Below are 16,896 nucleotides of genomic sequence, written 5' to 3'. Positions count from 1 at the left end.
TGCGGAAACTTAACGATCCCAAAGGGCGTTGTGACGCCACGGTAACCTCGTGCCGTGACCGGGGTGAATGGACCTGTGGAAGATCTCACTGGGCGTCGGCTGGTGGTGGTGACCGGAGCCAGCTCCGGCATCGGTCTGGCGGCCGCCGTCGACCTGGCGTGCCGTGGTGACCAGGTGGTACTGGTCGGGCGTGACCCGGCCCGCCTGCAGGCGGCGGCGGAGCAGGTCCGGGAGGCCGCCGGGGAACGCCCGGAGCTGTTCCGGGCCGACTTCGCGGTCCTCGACGACGTACGGCGGCTGGCCGAGCTGCTGCGGTCGGCGTACGACCGGATCGACGTGCTGGCCAACAACGCCGGGGCCATCGTGCTCCAGCCGATCACCACGGTGGACGGCTTCGAGCTGTCGATCCAGGCCAACCACCTGGCGCCGTTCCTGCTGAGCAACCTGCTGCGGGACCGGATCGGGCGGATCGTGGTCACCGCCTCGGGCGCGCACCGCAGCGGCACCCTCGATCCGGACGACCTGAACGCGCCGCTGCGCCGGTACCGGGCGATCAACGCGTACGGCACCAGCAAGCAGGCGAACATCCTGTTCACCGCCGAGGCGGCCCGGCGCTGGACCGGGCTCCCCGCGTACTCCTTCCACCCCGGGGTGGTGCGGACCCGGTTCGGCAACGACAGCCGCCTGGTCGCCATCGGCATGCGGTTCCTGCCGTTCCGCAGCCCGGAGAAGGGCGCGGAGACGCTGGTGTGGCTCGCCAACCAGGACCCGTCCCGGCTCCAGACCGGCGCGTACTACGCGGACCGCCGGGTGCGCCGGCCGCTGCCGAAGGCCGCCGACCCGCAGCTCGCGGCGCGGCTCTGGACGGCCAGCGCGAAGGCCGTCGGCATCGATGCCTGACATCGATGGCCGGCACGATCCTGCCGGGACCACCGACCGTGGCCGTCCGGCCGCCGCCGTGCACCTGGTCGCGCAGGTGGAGATGGCCGCCGACGCGGTCGGGGCCGGCCAGCGGTACGAGGACAGCGTGCTCGCCCTGCTCGGACGCCACGGCGGGCACCTGGACCGCCGGCTGCGCACCGGCGACGGCCGCACCGAGGTGCACCTGATCCGGTTCGCGTCCCGGCACGGGTACGAGTCGTTCCTCGCCGATCCCGACCGGGCCGCGCTGCGCGCCGCCCTCGGCCACGCCGCACCGTCCACGCGCGTGCTGGAGGTGCACGAGATCTGACCCGCTGCCTCCGCCTGCCTCCCGTCGTGGCCGGGGTCAGTCGCGCAGCGGGGCGGTGTCGGCCGGGACGGCGGTGGGTACCGGCGGGACACGACGGGCCGCCCGGCTGCCGAGCACCACCACGGCGACGCCCGCCAGGAGCAGCGCCAGGCCGGGCAGGGCGAGCGGACGCGGCAACTGGTCGAGCCAGACCCAGCCGATCAGGGCGGCCCCCGGTGCCTCCAGCAGGATCAGCACGCTGATCGTGACCGCGGAGACGCGCCGCAGCGCGTAGTTGAACATGGAGTGACCGAGCAGTTGGGCGCCGGCGACCAGGGCCAGTACGGCCGCCCAGGTGCCGGCGTCGAAGCCGGTCAGGGGCACCCGGCCGACCAGGCAGGTCACGAGCAGCAGCAGCGCGCACACCCCGTAGCAGATGGTCGTGTAGGTGGTCGTGCTGATCGTGGCCCGGGCCCGCTCGCCGAACGCGGAGTAGACCGCCGCGAACATCCCACCCGCGATCGCGAGCAGGTCGCCGGCGAAGGCCCGGCCGGAGACGGCGAAGTCCGCGCCGGTGGCCAGGACGGCACCGACCACCGCCACCCCGACACCGGCCCACACCGCGACGGGCAGCCGGCGCCCCTGGGCGCGGGCGATCAGTCCCTGCCAGACCGGCTGGGTGGCGCCCAGAGCCGTCGCGGCGGCGACCGACGTGAGCTGGGCGCTCGGCATCCAGGTGGCGAAGTGGGCGGCCAGCGCCACGCCGGACAGGACGCAGAAGAGCCCCTCCCGCCGTCCGGCACCCACGGTCAGCGCACGGAACTCGGCCCGCCGTCGGGCCAGCGAGAACGGGGCGAGCACGGCGACCGAGAGCACGTTGCGCCAGAACGCCACGGCCAGCGCGGGTGCCGCGGCGAACGCGATCAGCGGTGCGGACGACGACACGGCGGCGACGGCGAGGACGAGCGCCCCGGTGGTCACCGGGTCGAGCGGCGGGCGGTGCGCGGCGGAGGACACGAGGAGCAATCCTCACACGTTCCGGCCACCACGGACCGTCAGGGCTCCGTTACGATCATGCCCGTTCCGCTGGCGACCCCTCGACCGCCCGGAGGCGCTCCCATGCCCACGTACCAGGCGGTGCTGTTCGACTTCTTCGGCACGCTGACCCGCTCCGTCCAGCGCGGCGCCGCCCACTCCGGCACCGCCGACCTGCTCGGCTGTCCCCACGACGCCCTCGTCGACGTGCTCGACCGCACCTTCTACCAGCGCGCCAGCGGGCGGCTGGGCGACGCCGAGGCCACCATGCGCTGGGTCTGCGAGCAGGCCGGTGTCCACCCCTCCGACGAGGCCGTGCGCTGGGCGGTCGCCGCCCGCCACCGGGCCGTACGCGCCGACACCCGGCTGCGCGACGAGGCGGTGCCCACGCTGGCCGCGCTGCGCGAACGGGGCGTACGGACCGGGATCGTCAGCGACTGCACCCACGAGCTGCCGGCGTTCCTGCCACAGTTGCCGATCGCGCCGCTTGTCGACGTACGGGTGTTCTCCGTCCACATGGGCCGCTGCAAGCCCGATCCCGCGCTCTACCTGGCGGCGTGCCACCGGCTCGGGGTGGCGCCGGTGGACTGCCTGTTCGTCGGCGACGGCGGCAGCCAGGAGCTGAGCGGGGCGCAGCGCACCGGGATGACGGCGGTCCGGCTGGCCGCACCGGACCTCGCCGGGCACATGGTGTTCAACGCCGACGACTCCTGGCGCGGGCCGGTCCTGCATTCGCTCGCCGAGGTGGTCGGCCTGGTCGACGGGACGACGACCCTGACCGGCGTGACGGTGCCGGCCGGCGTCGCCTGATCGGCGCCGGTCAGCGACGCCGGACGCGGTGCAGGCGGAAGGGCTTGCGGGTGGGCCGCACGGCCGGCGTCTCCCGCGGCACCTCGGCCAGCGACTCCGTCGGCAGCGCCGCCCCGGCGAGCGGGTCACCGGCCGGAGTGAGCCGGGTCAGGGCGCACCCGTCGGCCGCCCACCGCGCCACCAGGTCGGCGGCCGTACCCGGCGCGTTCAGCCGCTTGGCGGCGACCAGCGGGGCGGTCGTGTCCCAGTGCTCGGTGCCGGGCGCCAGCCGAGTCACCCGGGCCGGCCAGGTGACGATCCGACCGCCGTGGTCGCCGCGCAGGGTCACCTGCGCCTCCGTGGCGTCGGCCAGCCCCGGCGCGGACTGCTCGCCCGGCCCGCTGACCACGAACAGCGCCCCCTCCAGCGGGACGCACCACAGCCCGTACGCGGGGCCGTCGGAGACGTTCACCCAGGCCACGGCCGCCTTCTTCAGCGCCTCGTCGACCAGGGGCGTGCTGCGGGGTTCCACTCCGGCATCCTCCCCCATCGCGGCCGGTCCCGTCAGCCGACGAACGGCGGCACGATGATCTCGCCGCGCGCCACCGGGACCACCTGACCCGCGACCGTCGCGCCGACGGCCTGGCCGCCCGCCGCGGTCACCGTGCAGGCCATCGCCGACGGCCGGCCCATCTCGACACCCTGGCGGACGGTGTACGCCGCGTGCCCGTCGCCCGGCAGCAGACCGCTGGCGACCAGCCACACGCCCAGCCCGAGCGCCGCCGAGCCGGTCGCCGGGTCCTCCGGAACGCCGAGTCCCGGCACGAAGACGCGGGCGTGCGCGGTTTGCGCGGCGGCGTCCCAGGAGAAGACGCTGAGGTGCTCCACCCCGTACCGCTCCACCGCCGCCGCGTTCACCCGGGCGCGGGCCACCGCGTCCGGACGCACCGGCAGGTAGGGGAACTCCAGGCCGCAGCCGGCCACCCGTGGCGCGGGACCGGCGTGGTCGGCCGCGGCGAGTCCCACCATCTCCAGCAGCGGCTCCGGGTCCAGCTCCGGCCCGAGCGTGGGGGTGCCGCCGGTGAGGGTCGCCCCGGTGGAGGTCACCTCGATCGGCAGGACGCCGGCGACGCACTCCTGGGTGACCTGCCCCACACCAAACAGGCCCCGCCGGGCGGCGGTGACCGCCGCACCGACACTCGGGTGCCCGGCGAACGGAATCTCGGCGGCGGGGGTGAAGATGCGGGCCCGGTAGGTGGCGCCGACCTGGGTGGGCGGGAGCAGGAAAACCGTCTCGGAGAGGTTGAACTCCACCGCGAGCGCCTGCATCTGCTCGGTCGCCAGTGCTTCGGCACCGAACACCACCGCCAGGGGATTGCCCGTGAAGGGGCGGTCGGTGAAGACGTCCACGATCTCGTAGGCCAAGGTCGACATGTTGATAAACACTAGGCGCTTAGGCTGGTGCCCGTGAGTACGCCGACCCGGATCTACATCGCCCGCCTCGCCGGAGTCGCCGTGTTCGACCCCAACGGCGACCAGGTGGGGCGGGTCCGTGACGCCGTGGCGCGGCTGCGCTCGACCCAGCGCCCGCCGGAAGTGGTCGGTCTCGTCGCCGAGATGCCCATGCGGCGTCGGATCTTCCTCTCCATCAACCGCATCACCTCCATCGACGCCGACGCGGTGGTGCTCGGCAGCGGCACCCTCAACCTGCGGCGCTTCGAGAAGCGCCCCAACGAGCTGCTGGTGCTCCAGGAGCTGCTGGACCGGCGGGTGCAGATCGATCCGGGCGGCCAGTCCGGCGCGGTCGTCGACATCGCCATGGACTGCAGCCGGGGCGGCGAGTGGGCGCTCAGCCGGGTGGCCGTACGCGAGCAGACCGGCCGGCTCACCCGGCGCGGCCACCTGCACCAGGTCGAGTGGGACAAGGTCCGGGGCCTGAGCGGCATCGCCACCACCCGGGGCACCGCCAACCTGCTGGCGGTCCTGGAGGACATGCGCCCCGCCGACCTGGCCAACGCACTCCAGGACCTGCCCGACGCCCGGCGCAACGAGGTCGCGGCGGCCCTCGACGACGAGCGGCTGGCCGACGTGCTCAGCGAGCTGCCGGAGCACGACCAGGTGGAGATCCTGGTCGCCCTGGACCGGGAACGGGCCGCGGACGTGCTGGAGGAGATGGACCCGGACGACGCGGCCGACCTGCTCAACGAGCTGCCGCCGCCGGAGCAGGACGTGCTGCTCGACCTGATGGAGCCCGGCGAGGCCGATCCCGTACGCCAGCTGCTGAAGTACATGCCGGGCACGGCCGGCGGCGTGATGACCTCCGAGCCGGTCATCCTGCCGCCGGACGCCACCGTCGCCGAGGCGTTGGCCCGGGTCCGGGAGATCCAGCTCTCCCCCGCCGTGGCCGCCCAGGTCTTCGTGACCCGGGCACCGATGACCACGCCCACCGGGCGGTACCTCGGCATGGTGCACTTCCAGCGCCTGCTCCGTGAGCCGCCGGCGGACATGCTGGGCGGCATCGTGGTCAACGACATCGACCCGTTGCGGCCGACCACCCCGCTGCCCGAGATCACCCGCCGGATGGCCACGTACGACCTGGTGGCCATGCCGGTGATCGACCGCAACAACCGGCTGGTCGGTGCCGTCACCGTGGACGACGTGCTGGACCACCTGCTGCCGCGGGACTGGCGTGACCGGGATGCCCCGACGACGGTGTCCCCGCCCGGCGAGGACGGCGACAATGGCTGACCAGCGCCGGCCACAGCGGCTCGACCAGCCGCGCGAGCCCCGACGGTTGACCCTGCCCCGCTTCGACCCGGAGGCCTTCGGTCGCTGGTCGGAGGGGATCGCCCGGGGGATGGGCACGGCCAACTTCATCGTCTACATGACGGTGGTCATCGCCGCCTGGTTCGCCTGGAACACCCTCGCTCCGGCGGAGCTGCGCTTCGACCCGTACACCTTCACGTTCCTGACCCTGATGCTGTCCCTCCAGGCCAGCTACGCGGCACCGCTGATCCTGCTCGCGCAGAACCGGCAGGCCGACCGGGACCGGGTGGCGCAGGAGGAGGACCGGCGACGAGCCTCCATGCAGAAGGCGGACACCGAGTACCTGACCCGGGAGATCGCCGCGCTGCGCAACGCGATGGGCGAGGTGGCCACCCGGGACTTTCTCCGCTCCGAGCTGGCCCGGCTGGCCGAGGAGCTGGACGAGGCGAACCAGCGCCGGAGCCGGTTGGAACGCCGCCAGCAGGAGCGGCCCGCCCAGCGGGAACGGGGCGGCGGCGACGGTCTGGACGAGCCGCGGGACGACCTGGACGGCGACTTCACCCGGGACGGCCGGCCGGAGGGCCGGGAAGGCTGAACGCCGCCCGCCTCAAGGGGCCAGGCGAGCGGCGTTCGTAGCGGATCGTCCCACTTCGCGACGTAGGCCGTCCAGCCCCGACCGGCCCATCGATTCGCTCACACCGGGCCCCGCTGAGCGCGGGGCACGATGGCCGCCGACGTAGCATTGCCGGCATGTCAGCACCCGTCAGCACCGTGTCCGACGCGATCCAGGCCGCGCTGGCCACCGTCAACGACCCGGAGATCCGCCGGCCCATCACCGAGCTGGGCATGGTCCGCTCCGCCCAGGTCGGCGACGACGGCATGGTCCGGGTCGAGCTGCTGCTCACCGTGGCCGGCTGCCCGCTGAAGGACAAGCTGCGCTCCGACATCACCGCCGCCGTCGGCGCGGTGCCCGGCGTGACCGGCGTCGAGATCGAGTTCGGCGTGATGAGCCCCGAGCAGCGCCAGGGGCTCCAGGCGAAGCTGCGCGGCGGCTCCGGCGCCGAGGAGCCGGTCATCCCGTTCGCCCAGCCCGGCTCCCGCACCCGCGTGTACGCGGTCGCCAGCGGCAAGGGCGGCGTCGGCAAGTCCAGCGTGACGGTCAACCTGGCTGCGGCACTGGCCGCCCGGGGCCTCTCCGTCGGCGTGGTGGACGCGGACATCTACGGGCACTCGGTGCCCCGCATGCTGGGCGCGGACGGCCGCCCCACCCGCGTCGAGGACATGATCATGCCGCCGCAGTCGCACGGCGTGAAGGTGATCTCGATCGGCATGTTCACCGCCGGCAACGCCGCGGTGGTCTGGCGGGGTCCGATGCTGCACCGGGCGCTCCAGCAGTTCCTCGCCGACGTCTACTGGGGCGACCTCGACGTGCTCCTGCTCGACCTGCCCCCGGGCACCGGCGACGTGGCCATCTCCCTCGCCCAGCTCCTGCCGAACTCGGAGATCCTGGTCGTCACGACGCCGCAGGCCGCCGCCGCGGAGGTGGCGGAACGGGCCGGCGCGATCGCGCTCCAGACCCACCAGCGAGTGGTCGGCGTCATCGAGAACATGTCCTGGCTGGAGCTGCCGGACGGGTCCCGGATGGAGATCTTCGGTGCCGGCGGTGGCCAGACGGTCGCGGACTCGCTGACCACGACGATCGGCGCACAGGTGCCGCTGCTCGGTCAGATCCCCCTCGACACCCGGGTCCGCGAGGCCGGTGACGAGGGCACCCCGATCGTGCTCGCCGAGCCGGAGTCGCCGGCCGCGAAGGCGCTGGGGCAGATCGCCGACCGGCTCGCCCTGCGGCGCGAGTCCCTGCTCGGCAAGCCGCTGGGCCTCAAGCCCGCCGGCCGCTGACCCCGAGATCCACTCGACGTCGTTGATATCGGGGTGTCCGGACGACTCGGACCCCCCGACGTCACCGACATCGAGTGGATCTTTCGGTGTCAGGTGGCGTCGTCGTAGCTGACGCGGGGAGCGGGCGCCGGGGCAGGTGCGCCGCCGTCGGTGGCCGTCGCCGGGCGGTGGCCGTTACCGCGCAGGTCCGCCGCCGAGGCGACGTCCTTCAGTTCGTTGTGCACACCGGTCACGTCCGAACGCAGGTTGTCGTAGACGCCCTGCAACGGCTTCCGGATCGCCGCCTCGTCCTCCTCGGTGAGGAGGTGCTTGCGGATGAACGCCTTCGGGTGCAGGTCCTCCAGCTGGATGTCGGTGCCCAGCTCGCGGCTCAGGTCGGTGGTGGCACTGCTGGCCATCTTGCGCAGGTTCCGCACCATCCGCAGGCCGTCGTTGATGACCACGGGCAACCGGTCACCGAAGATCAGCAGCGCCAGGAGCAGCAGCGCACCGATCTCCCACCAGTTCAGGTTGTCGAACACTGCGCGGGCCTCCTCTCGGCGTCACGGCAAGCCTACGCACGTCACCCCGGTACCGGGGAGGGGGTCGCGCCGCTCACTTCGCATCTGCGGCGAGGGTCACCGAGGCGTTCTGGCGGGCCGACCCGCGACGGTACTCGACCGTCACCACCGAACCGGGCGCGAACTTCCGTACCAGGGCGATCAGATCGGTCGGCTCGGTCATCGGACGCCCGTTGAGCTTGAGGATGACATCACCGGCCTTCAGTCCGGCGCCGGCCGCCGGGCCGGACGGCTCCACGGACGCCAGACGTACGCCGGCGCCCCCGCTCAGGCCGGGACCACCGACCTGGGCCCCGATGACCGTACGGCGGGCCTTGCCGGTGCCGATGATGTCCTGGGTGACGCGCTTGGCCTGGTTGATGGGGATGGCGAACGCGAGACCGATGTTGCCCGCCTCCTGCCCGTCCGCGACCAGTGACTTGATCGTCGAGTTGACGCCGATCACCCGGCCGGCTCCGTCGACCAGCGGACCCCCCGAGTTGCCGTGGTTCACCGCCGCGTCGGTCTGGATCGCCGCGTAGTACCGCGTCGGCCCGCCCGGCTCACCCGCCTGCATGGTCCGGTCGATGGCGCTGACGATGCCGGCGGTGACCGTGTTGGCCAGCGACAGCGGCGATCCGATGGCCAGCACCGGATCGCCCACGGCCAAGGCGTCGGAATCGCCGAACTCGACCGGGCGCAGGCCGGACTTGGCCACCTTGATGACCGCGATGTCCGACTCCGGATCCTGCCCGACGATCTCGGCGGGGGCCGAACTGCCGTCGTTGAAGATCACCGCGGCCCGGCCGGTGGCGGTGGACAGCACGTGGTCGTTCGTGATCACGTGGCCGTCGGCGCTGACGATGAAGCCGGAACCCTCGCTGGTGCCACCGAGGCTGGCCACCCGGACGGTGACCACGCTGGGCAGGACACGTTCGGCGACCCCGGCCAGCGACTCGGGCCGGCGCTGGGCGAGACCCGGCGCCTCGGTGGCGCCGGCCCCCAGCACCGTGCCGGCGCCCGCGCCGCCGCGCACCGCGAAGGCGTACCCGAGGGAACCGCCCAGGGCGCCCGCGAGCAACGCGGTGACCAGCGGGACGATCAGCAACTGCCGCAGGGTGGGCCGGCCGGGCGCGTCGGGGTCGACGACCGGCTCCGGATCCGTCCCCGTGCCGGCCGGAGCGGGCACCACGACCGCGGCCGGCGCCCCCGGGTCCCGCCACGGGTCGGCGAGCGCGTCACTCCACCACGGCGACGTACCGCCGCTGCCCGGGCCCTGCGCCGCCGTCGGCGGCCCCGCCGACGGATACGCCGGCCCCGGCGGTCGCCCCGGTGCCGGGTGTTCCCCGGGCCGGCGCCAGTCCCAGCCGTCGGTCACGTCGGTGCCTCCCACTCCGTCCCCCGGTCCCCCGCTCCACGACCCGGGAGGGGCCGGGTGGCGATCGACGGGACACCGCTTCCAGGATTACACGGATGCCACGCGTGGAGTCAGCGGTTGCGCCTCGTGATCGTCGGTGGCGGACGCGCGGCTGCGCCCACCGGAGGCCGCCTCTAGGCTCACAGTGCCCACCCGCCCCGCACCACACGCGCCGCCCGGAGGTGTCCCATCGCCACGGTCGCCGGTTCCGGCAGTTCGACGAGCCCGGCTGTGCAGTTCGCCGAGTCGTACGTGACCGAGGACCTCGTCCTGCGGACGGCCCGCAGCCTCGCCCACGAGGTCGGCATCGAGGCGGTCACGCCCGGCGCGGGGGCCGCGCTGCGGCTGCTCGCCGCGGCCGGCAACGCCCGGGCGGTGGTGGAGATCGGCACCGGCACCGGGGTGAGCGGCGTCTGGCTGCTGCGCGGCATGCGGGCCGACGGCGTGCTCACCACCATCGACGTCGAGGTGGAGCACCAGCGGATCGCCCGCCGCATCTTCGTCGAGGCCGGCTTCCCTCCGGGCCGGACCCGGATCATCACCGGCCGCGCGCTGGACGTGCTGCCCCGGCTCGCGGACGGCGCGTACGACCTCGTCTTCGTCGACGCGGAGTCGACCGGCTTCGCCGCCTGCGTGGACGCCGCGCTGCGCCTGCTGCGGCCGGGGGGCGTGCTGGCCCTGAACGGCACGCTGGCCGGCGGCCGGATCGGCGATCCGGCCGCCCGGGACGTCGAGACGGTCACCGTCCGGGAGACGATCAAGGCGCTGCGGGAGTCGGAGCACTGGATTCCGGCGATGCTGCCCCTCGGCCACGGCCTCCTCGCCGCCGTCAAGTGCTGAGCGCCCCCCTCCGGGCGGCGCAGTTTCACGGAAAGAGTGGCTGTTCCGCGTCGGACAGCCACTCTTTCCGTGAAACTGGCGCAGCTCGGTCGGGGTGTGGGGGCGGGGGCGCGGGGGCGTCAGGTTAGCGTGGCCAGCCAGCGGAGCAGGGAGCGTACGCCCCAGCCGGTCGCGCCACCGGTCAGTTCGGCATCGTCGCCGTCGGCCCAGGACGGCGCGGACATGTCGATGTGCAGCCACCGGTCCCGCAGGTCGCCGGTGAACTCCCGCAGGTACAGGGCGGCCGTCACCGACCCGGCACCGCGGTCCGGTGAGCTGTGCAGGTCGGCGAGGTCGCTGCCGAGGTACTCGACGTAGTCGGCCGGCAGCGGCATCCGCCACGCCGCCTCGCCGGCCGCCTCCACCGCCGCCAGCACGTCGGCCGCGAGTTCGTCGTTCTCGCTGTAGAGGGCGCCGGTGCGTTTGCCCAGTGCCACCGCGTTCGCGCCGGTCAGCGTGGCCAGGTCGACCAGCAGGTCGGGCTTGAGCTCCCGCACGGCGTACGCGAGCGCGTCGGCGAGGACCAGCCGGCCCTCGGCGTCGGAGTTGGTGGTCTCGCTGGTCACGCCCCCGTAGTGCCGGACGACGTCGCCGGGGCGGAACGCGGAGCCGCTGACCATGTTCTCGGCCAGCGGGGCGAGCGTGGTGACGCGTACGGGCAGGCGCAGCACCGCCGCACCGAGGGTGGCCCCGACGACCGCGGCGGCACCGGCCATGTCCTTGCGCATCAGCTTCATCGCCGGCACCGGCTTGATCGAGATGCCGCCGGTGTCGAAGGTGATGCCCTTACCGACGAGCACCACGTGGGTGGTCGCCCCGGCGGGGTGCCAGTCCAGCTCGACCAGGCGCGGCCCGCTGGCGGAGCCGGCGCCGACGGCGAGGATGCCGCCGAAGCCCTCGGCGGCCAGGTCGGCCGGCTCGCGTACCCGCAGGGTCAGGTCGGGCAGGTCGGCCGCGGCGGAGCGCACCTGCTCGGCGAACCACTGCGGGTTCTTCACCGAGGAGGGCATGTTGGTGAGGTCGCGGGCGAGGGCGGTCATCCGGCCGGTGGTGCGGGCCGCCTCGACCGCGTCGGCGTGGGTGGCCGGATCGGCGACCACCAGGTCCACGCCGGTCAGCGACGGCGTCGGGCCGGTGTCGGTCAGGCGGAACCGGTACGACGCGAGGAGCAGCCCCTCGACGAGACCACGCGTCGCGGCCGGGGTGGCGTCCGCCGGCAGAACGAGAGTGACATACATCTCATCCCGTGCGGCACGGGCGAGGGCCGCGCCGGCACGTCGCCAGGCCGCCTCGGCACCGTCGCCGGTGCCGACCAGCAGCAGGCGGCCGGGGGTCCGTCCGGGCCGCAGGTGTGCGTACGTCTCGCCGGGCGCGCCGGTCAGCCGGGTGACCGGGACCAGTGCGGCGACCTCCTCGAGCACACTCGCCGGCAACGCCGTGGAGACGGGCACCGGCTCCGCCCGCGACTCCCCCCCGTCGGTCGGTCGGACGGGCAGGGCGAGGGTGTCGAGCCGCTCGGGCTCGGCGAGCAGACGGATGGCGAGCACGCGCGGCCGTACCTCCAGGAAGATCGCGGGAGTTTGCGGGCCCCGCGGGACGTCGTGGGGTCCGGCCCCACGGAAACGAAGACCCTGAGCCACCGGCGAGGCCGGTGGCTCAGGGCTCGACGAACCGTCCGCGTCTGCGCGCGGACCGCTCCTTCATCAGCCGGCGGCCGCCTTCAGCGCGTCACCGAGTGCGTTGGCCTCGTCGGGAGTCATCTCGACGACGAGCCGGCCACCACCCTCCAGCGGGACCCGCATGACGATGCCCCGGCCCTCCTTGGTGACTTCCAGCGGACCGTCGCCCGTCCGCGGCTTCATCGCCGCCATGTTGTCTCCCCTCAGACCTGAACCAGGGTCGGTGGGTTGCCCCACAGCCACTTCGCCATGACCACCCGCAACCGGTGCGGGGGTGTCGACCAACGATTTTCCCTGATGAACACCGTCGGACCCAAACCGAGGCAGCATTGATGTAACAGCATCTAGCTTATCTTGAGAAGGCCTGTCACAATGTGCGGTCATGCAGGCACGGTCGGCACTCTTCGACCTGTACGGCGACTACCTTCGACCAAGGGGTGGCCGTGCACCGGTCTCTGCCCTGGTCAAGTTGCTCGCACCGCTGGGCGTCGCCCCGCCGGCGGTGCGTACGGCGGTGTCCCGGATGGTGCGCCAGGGGTGGCTCGAACCGCTCCGGCTCAGCTCGGGACCGGGATATTCGATCACGCCGAAAGCGGCGCGTCGGCTCGACGAGGCGGCCGCCCGGATCTACCGCACCGGCCGGATCACCTGGGACGGCCGGTTCGACCTGCTCGTCCTGGAGGCGCCCACCTCCCGCCGGGAGCGTCAGCGGCTCGCCGCGAATCTGACCTTCCTCGGCTACGGCACGTTGGACGAGTGCACCTGGGTCGCCACGCGGCCCGGTGAGGACGTCGACCTGCTGCTCGACGAGGCGGGCGTGCGCTACGAGCGGTTCACCGCCGCCCACGCCGCCGGCACGCCGGGGGCGATGGGCGTCGTCCGCCGGGCCTGGGACCTGGCCGAGATCGGTCGGGCGTACGAGCAGTTCGTCGCGGAGCAGCGTCCGCTGCTGGGCGGCGTGACCGCCCGCAGCCCCGACGAGGAGGCGTACGCGGCCCGGTTCCGGCTCGTGCACGCGTGGCGTACCTTCCTGTTCCGGGACCCGCAACTGCCACCGGCGCTGCTCCCCGAACGCTGGCCCGGCACCGCGGCGGCCAGCTTCTTCGACCGCCACGCGGCCCGGCTCCGGCCGGCCGCCGACCGGTACGTCGAGTCGTGCCTCGACGCCGGTAACCGCCTCGCCCGACAGAAGGGTCGTTGACACCGTGACCGAGCCGCTGCTCGTCGACCGCACCGACGCCGTGGTCACCCTCACCCTGAACCGCCCGACCGCGATGAACGCTCTCGACGTGGCGCTCAAGGAGGCGCTCCGGGACACCCTCGCCGAGCTGGAGACCGACCGGTCGTGCCGCGCGGTGGTGCTGGCCGGGGCGGGCGGCTCGTTCAGCGCCGGTCAGGACCTGCGCGAGCACGTGCAGACCCTCGAGTCGGCGACCGGCAACCCGCTGGACACGGTCCGGGCGCACTACAACCCGATCGCCGCCCGGCTGGCCAACCTGCCCAAGCCGGTCGTCGCCGCCGTCCGGGGCATGGCCGCCGGGGCGGGCGCCTCGCTGGCCTTCCTGGCCGACATCCGCATCGGTGGGCCGTCGACCAGCTTCCTCATGGCGTTCGCCAAGGTGGGTCTCGCCGCCGACACCGGCGCCTCCTGGACGCTGCCCCGGCTGGTCGGCCACGCCAAGGCCATCGAGCTGCTGATGCTCGCCGAGCCGGTACGCGCCGAGGAGGCCTGCCACCTCGGCCTGCTGAACCGGCTGGTGGCCGACGACGAGGAGGTGCTGCCGACCGCGCAGGAGCTGGCCGCCCGGCTCGCCGCCGGCCCGACCGTCGCGTACGGGGCGATCAAGCGGCAGCTCTCCATCGCCGACGCCGGCACCCTCGCCGACGCGCTCGCCGCCGAGGCGCAGGCGCAGTCCATCTGCGGAGGCACCGCCGACCACCGCTCCGCCACGATGGCCTTCGTGAACAAGCAGAGGCCGGTCTTCGAGGGACGCTGACCGTTCCGCCCCCACCCGCCCCGCGGCGGGTGGGTCAGTCGTCCTCTTCCGGGTCCTGGTTGGCCTCGGCACCGAGCACGAACGCCTGCATGGCCAGCTCGTCGCCGGACGGCGAGACGAAGGCGGGCAGCTCGCGTGGGCCCAGCTCCTGCACGTACGCCCAGAACAGCCGGACCGCCTCGGCCGGTGAGTCGGCCTCGATCGGCAGGTCGAGGCTGACCAGCCAGGACCGCCGGAGCGGCGGCGGACCGACCCGGTCGGCCAGCTCACGGAAGACCGCCGGGTCCAGGGCGGTCACCGGCCCGTCGAGCGCCAGCGCGTCGGCCGGCACCGGCTCGTCGAAGACCCGACGGGTGTACGCGACCACCAGCGTCCCGCCGAACCGGTCGGACTCCGGGTCCTCCGGGACCTCCCGCTGCTGCCCGCCACCGGTCACGACCCGGCCCAGCGCCACCAGTCGGGGCGGCGCGTCGGCCAGCACCGCGACCTCGTCCCCGCGGCGGGGACGGACGTCGCCGTCCAGACCGGTCAGCTCCACCGTGTCGTGGTGGACGAGCCGCTCCGCCTCGTAGCGCCCCGCCGGCAGCAGCACGGCCCAGGCTCCCGTACCCCCGGCGGGACGGATCGGGTCGGTGCGTGGCGCGGTGTCGGTGCTCATGCCCTCCATCCCATCACGCCGTACCGGCCGACACGACGTGGCAGCCGGCAAGGTGGTCGTCGACCATTCCGGTGGCCTGCATCAGCGCGTACGCCGTGGTGGGGCCCACGAACCGGAAGCCCCGCTTCTTGAGCGCCTTGGCCATCGCCGTGGACTCCGGGGTGAGCGCGGGCACCTCCGCGAACGAGGCGGGGTGGGCCGGCCGGGGCGGCGGCGCGAAGGACCAGAGCAGCGCCGAGAGCCCGTCGGGCAACTCCAGGGCGGCACGGGCGTTGGCGACCGCCGCCTCGATCTTCGCGCGGTTGCGGACGATGCCGGCGTCGGCGAGCAGCCGGGCAGTGTCCGCCTCGGTGTAGGCGGCCACCGTCTCGATGTGGAACCCGTCGAAGGCGAGCCGGAACGCGGGACGCTTGCGCAGGATGGTCAGCCAGGACAGGCCGGACTGGAACGCCTCCAGGGTCATCCGCTCGTAGAGGGCGTCGTCGCCGCGCAAGGGCCGCCCCCACTCGGTGTCGTGGTAGACGGCGTAGTCGGGGGTGCTCGCGCCCCAGGCGCAGCGGAACAGGCCGTCGGGGCCGATCACCAGGTCAGTCACTCCCCCACGCTAGGGCAACCCGCCGACAGGCCATGACGTCGGCACCGGCCACCTGACCGGCTTCCCGGGTCAGGGGATGCGGCCCTGCTCGACCATCCGGCCGAACTTCTTCAGGGCCTGCGTGAGGCTGACCTTCGAGCCGGGCCAGAGCAACGGCCAGGCGACCCGGCCCGCGGCACCACCGGGCAGGTGGAACCACTCGTGCCAGACCACCTGCGTCCGGTCCCGCTCCAGCGGGGTGCAGCGCAGCACGCCCGGCCCGCGCAGCAGCTTGCCGCAGTGGACCACGCCGATCTCGTACGGCGCGTCGACCCGGACGACCCGCATCTCGTCGCGGAGCACGGCCGGCCCGATCGCGGTGACCGCCTCGATCAGGCTGCCCTCGCCGCCGTCGCCCTCGACGATCGTGACCTTGGTGAACGGGATCCAGTCGGACTGCCGTTCCCAGGCGATCAGCGCCGCGAAGACCCGTTCGGCCGGCGCGTCGACGATCACCGTCGCGGTGACCTCGCCGGCGCCGCGCCGGGCGACCTCGCCCAGGTCGTCCGCGCCCCGGGGCCCGGTCACAAGGACTCCGACCGGACCGCCGGCCGGCGCTGCGCGGTCTCGTCCACCGGGTCCGCCGGGGCACCGTCCTCGGCGGGGACGTCGTCGTCCCGGTCCGGCCGTCCGGCCACGCGGCCGTCGTCGCCGACCGCGTCGGTGCCCGACACAGGGTGCAGGACGCCGGTCGTGGACGGCGGGGTGCCGCTGCCCGACGCCGGTGCGTTGGTGCCACTGGTCGACGCCGGTGCGTCGGTGCCACTGGTTGACGCCGCGGCGTCGGTGGGGTCGGTCGGCGCCGGCGCGTCGGTGGGGTCGGTCGCGGACGGCGCCTTGGTGGGGTCGGTCGCGGACGGCGCCTCGGTGCCGCCGGTCGGCCCGGTGACGTCGACCGGTGCGACGTCCGACGTGCTGTCCGAGGTACCCGCCGCGGTGGCTCCGGCGGAACGGTCACGGGCGGCGCGGAGTGCGTCGGCGTCCGCCGTCCGCCCCTCCCGCAACGCGGTGACCTCCGCCTCCAGGACGCCGATCAGCTCCGACTTGTAGCCGATGTCGTAGGCCGCGCGGCGCATCGCCTGGTCGACCTGGGCCATCCGGTACCCGCGCAGTGCGGTGTCGAAACGGACCTCGCCGATGTCGGACTCGCGCAGCGGACGGGCGCCCGGCAGCGGTACGGCGCGGCCGTCCGGCTCGGCCGGTGCCAGACCGGGATCCCGGCCGGTGACCAGCACCGTCACACCGAACACGACCGCCGCGACGGTCAACGCCACGACCAGCAGGAGCAGAACCTGACCCATGTCAGAGATCGTGGCACGTCGAGCGGGTCGGAGCGAGCCCTCCACACACCGGGGTGTCGATCGGTCCCCACCCGTCCACCCCGACCGGCGGCC

At 73.9% G+C, this 16,896-nt stretch carries 19 protein-coding genes and 1 pseudogene; 9 read left to right on the top strand and 11 right to left on the bottom strand.

Features of this window, described 5'->3' with window-relative positions:
- Window positions 1-75 precede the first annotated feature (75 nt).
- Complete coding sequence (locus ACTMSW_RS00415; RefSeq protein WP_441178352.1) at window positions 76-900, top strand: SDR family NAD(P)-dependent oxidoreductase; 825 nt, start codon at window positions 76-78, stop codon at window positions 898-900.
- A complete protein-coding gene (locus ACTMSW_RS00410; RefSeq protein ID WP_441178351.1) occupies window positions 893-1,231 on the top strand; it encodes a hypothetical protein in 339 nt (112 codons plus the stop codon). Before ACTMSW_RS00415 ends, ACTMSW_RS00410 begins: the two co-directional genes overlap by 8 nt.
- A 36-nt stretch (window positions 1,232-1,267) precedes the next feature.
- Here ACTMSW_RS00410 and ACTMSW_RS00405 read toward each other — a convergent pair whose 3' ends face one another.
- Window positions 1,268-2,227, bottom strand: a complete 960-nt coding sequence (locus tag ACTMSW_RS00405; RefSeq protein ID WP_441178350.1) for a DMT family transporter — start codon at window positions 2,225-2,227, stop codon at window positions 1,268-1,270.
- Between the two features lie 102 nt (window positions 2,228-2,329).
- Between ACTMSW_RS00405 and ACTMSW_RS00400 the strand changes: the two genes are divergently transcribed.
- A complete protein-coding gene (locus tag ACTMSW_RS00400; protein ID WP_441178349.1) occupies window positions 2,330-3,055 on the top strand; it encodes an HAD family hydrolase in 726 nt (241 codons plus the stop codon).
- Between the two features lie 10 nt (window positions 3,056-3,065).
- Here the strand turns inward: ACTMSW_RS00400 and ACTMSW_RS00395 are convergent, their stop codons facing one another.
- Window positions 3,066-3,584, bottom strand: a complete 519-nt coding sequence (locus tag ACTMSW_RS00395; protein ID WP_441178348.1) for a hypothetical protein — start codon at window positions 3,582-3,584, stop codon at window positions 3,066-3,068.
- Between the two features lie 14 nt (window positions 3,585-3,598).
- On the bottom strand, window positions 3,599-4,468 hold the full coding sequence (locus ACTMSW_RS00390; RefSeq protein WP_441178347.1) for a PhzF family phenazine biosynthesis protein: 870 nt from the start codon (window positions 4,466-4,468) through the stop codon (window positions 3,599-3,601).
- A 33-nt stretch (window positions 4,469-4,501) separates the two neighbouring features.
- On the opposite strand from ACTMSW_RS00390, the gene ACTMSW_RS00385 reads away from it, so the two are divergent.
- The 3 genes from ACTMSW_RS00385 to ACTMSW_RS00375 all read left to right on the top strand — a co-directional run bounded on the left by ACTMSW_RS00385 (window position 4,502) and on the right by ACTMSW_RS00375 (window position 7,699).
- Window positions 4,502-5,782: a magnesium transporter MgtE N-terminal domain-containing protein gene (locus tag ACTMSW_RS00385; protein WP_441178346.1), complete on the top strand. Its 1,281-nt coding sequence runs from the start codon at window positions 4,502-4,504 to the stop codon at window positions 5,780-5,782.
- Window positions 5,775-6,395: a DUF1003 domain-containing protein gene (locus ACTMSW_RS00380; protein ID WP_441178345.1), complete on the top strand. Its 621-nt coding sequence runs from the start codon at window positions 5,775-5,777 to the stop codon at window positions 6,393-6,395. Before ACTMSW_RS00385 ends, ACTMSW_RS00380 begins: the two co-directional genes overlap by 8 nt.
- Window positions 6,396-6,550: 155 nt before the next feature.
- Window positions 6,551-7,699, top strand: a complete 1,149-nt coding sequence (locus ACTMSW_RS00375) for an Mrp/NBP35 family ATP-binding protein (RefSeq protein ID WP_441178344.1) — start codon at window positions 6,551-6,553, stop codon at window positions 7,697-7,699.
- A gap of 89 nt (window positions 7,700-7,788) precedes the next feature.
- Here the strand turns inward: ACTMSW_RS00375 and ACTMSW_RS00370 are convergent, their stop codons facing one another.
- Entirely contained in the window at window positions 7,789-8,220 is a 432-nt protein-coding gene (locus ACTMSW_RS00370) for a preprotein translocase subunit TatB (protein ID WP_441178343.1), read from the bottom strand.
- Between the two features lie 73 nt (window positions 8,221-8,293).
- On the bottom strand, window positions 8,294-9,631 hold the full coding sequence (locus tag ACTMSW_RS00365) for a S1C family serine protease (RefSeq protein WP_441178342.1): 1,338 nt from the start codon (window positions 9,629-9,631) through the stop codon (window positions 8,294-8,296).
- Between the two features lie 276 nt (window positions 9,632-9,907).
- Between ACTMSW_RS00365 and ACTMSW_RS00360 the strand changes: the two genes are divergently transcribed.
- Window positions 9,908-10,495, top strand: coding sequence for an O-methyltransferase (locus tag ACTMSW_RS00360; RefSeq protein ID WP_441179031.1), 588 nt, complete (start codon window positions 9,908-9,910; stop codon window positions 10,493-10,495).
- 119 nt (window positions 10,496-10,614) lie between these two features.
- Here the strand turns inward: ACTMSW_RS00360 and ACTMSW_RS00355 are convergent, their stop codons facing one another.
- Both ACTMSW_RS00355 and ACTMSW_RS00350 read right to left on the bottom strand, forming a co-directional pair.
- A complete protein-coding gene (locus ACTMSW_RS00355) occupies window positions 10,615-12,081 on the bottom strand; it encodes a leucyl aminopeptidase family protein (protein ID WP_441178341.1) in 1,467 nt (488 codons plus the stop codon).
- Window positions 12,082-12,237: 156 nt separating this feature from the next.
- A complete protein-coding gene (locus ACTMSW_RS00350) occupies window positions 12,238-12,405 on the bottom strand; it encodes a DUF3117 domain-containing protein (protein WP_007455245.1) in 168 nt (55 codons plus the stop codon).
- A gap of 190 nt (window positions 12,406-12,595) precedes the next feature.
- Here ACTMSW_RS00350 and ACTMSW_RS00345 point away from each other — a divergent pair, with 190 nt between their 5' ends.
- Both ACTMSW_RS00345 and ACTMSW_RS00340 read left to right on the top strand, forming a co-directional pair.
- A complete protein-coding gene (locus ACTMSW_RS00345; RefSeq protein WP_441178340.1) occupies window positions 12,596-13,414 on the top strand; it encodes a PaaX family transcriptional regulator in 819 nt (272 codons plus the stop codon).
- A 4-nt stretch (window positions 13,415-13,418) separates the two neighbouring features.
- The gene (locus ACTMSW_RS00340) at window positions 13,419-14,210 is read left to right on the top strand and encodes an enoyl-CoA hydratase-related protein (RefSeq protein WP_441178339.1); all 792 of its coding nucleotides are present in this window, start codon (window positions 13,419-13,421) and stop codon (window positions 14,208-14,210) included.
- Window positions 14,211-14,244: 34 nt separating this feature from the next.
- On the opposite strand, the gene ACTMSW_RS00335 is transcribed toward ACTMSW_RS00340, so the two are convergent.
- The 4 genes and pseudogenes from ACTMSW_RS00335 to ACTMSW_RS00320 form a co-directional block, all read right to left on the bottom strand.
- On the bottom strand, window positions 14,245-14,868 hold the full coding sequence (locus ACTMSW_RS00335; protein WP_441178338.1) for a hypothetical protein: 624 nt from the start codon (window positions 14,866-14,868) through the stop codon (window positions 14,245-14,247).
- Between the two features lie 13 nt (window positions 14,869-14,881).
- Window positions 14,882-15,463, bottom strand: coding sequence for a DNA-3-methyladenine glycosylase I (locus ACTMSW_RS00330; RefSeq protein WP_441178337.1), 582 nt, complete (start codon window positions 15,461-15,463; stop codon window positions 14,882-14,884).
- Between the two features lie 69 nt (window positions 15,464-15,532).
- Window positions 15,533-16,030, bottom strand: a complete 498-nt coding sequence (locus tag ACTMSW_RS00325) for an SRPBCC family protein (protein ID WP_441178336.1) — start codon at window positions 16,028-16,030, stop codon at window positions 15,533-15,535.
- Window positions 16,031-16,436: 406 nt separating this feature from the next.
- Window positions 16,437-16,803: pseudogene (locus ACTMSW_RS00320) on the bottom strand (DivIVA domain-containing protein); the annotation flags it as partial.
- Between the last annotated feature and the right edge of the window lie 93 nt (window positions 16,804-16,896).

It is taken from the genome of Micromonospora sp. BQ11 (assembly GCF_052068135.1).
Taxonomy (GTDB): domain Bacteria; phylum Actinomycetota; class Actinomycetes; order Mycobacteriales; family Micromonosporaceae; genus Micromonospora.
This window is presented reverse-complemented; position numbering and strand designations above follow the sequence as displayed.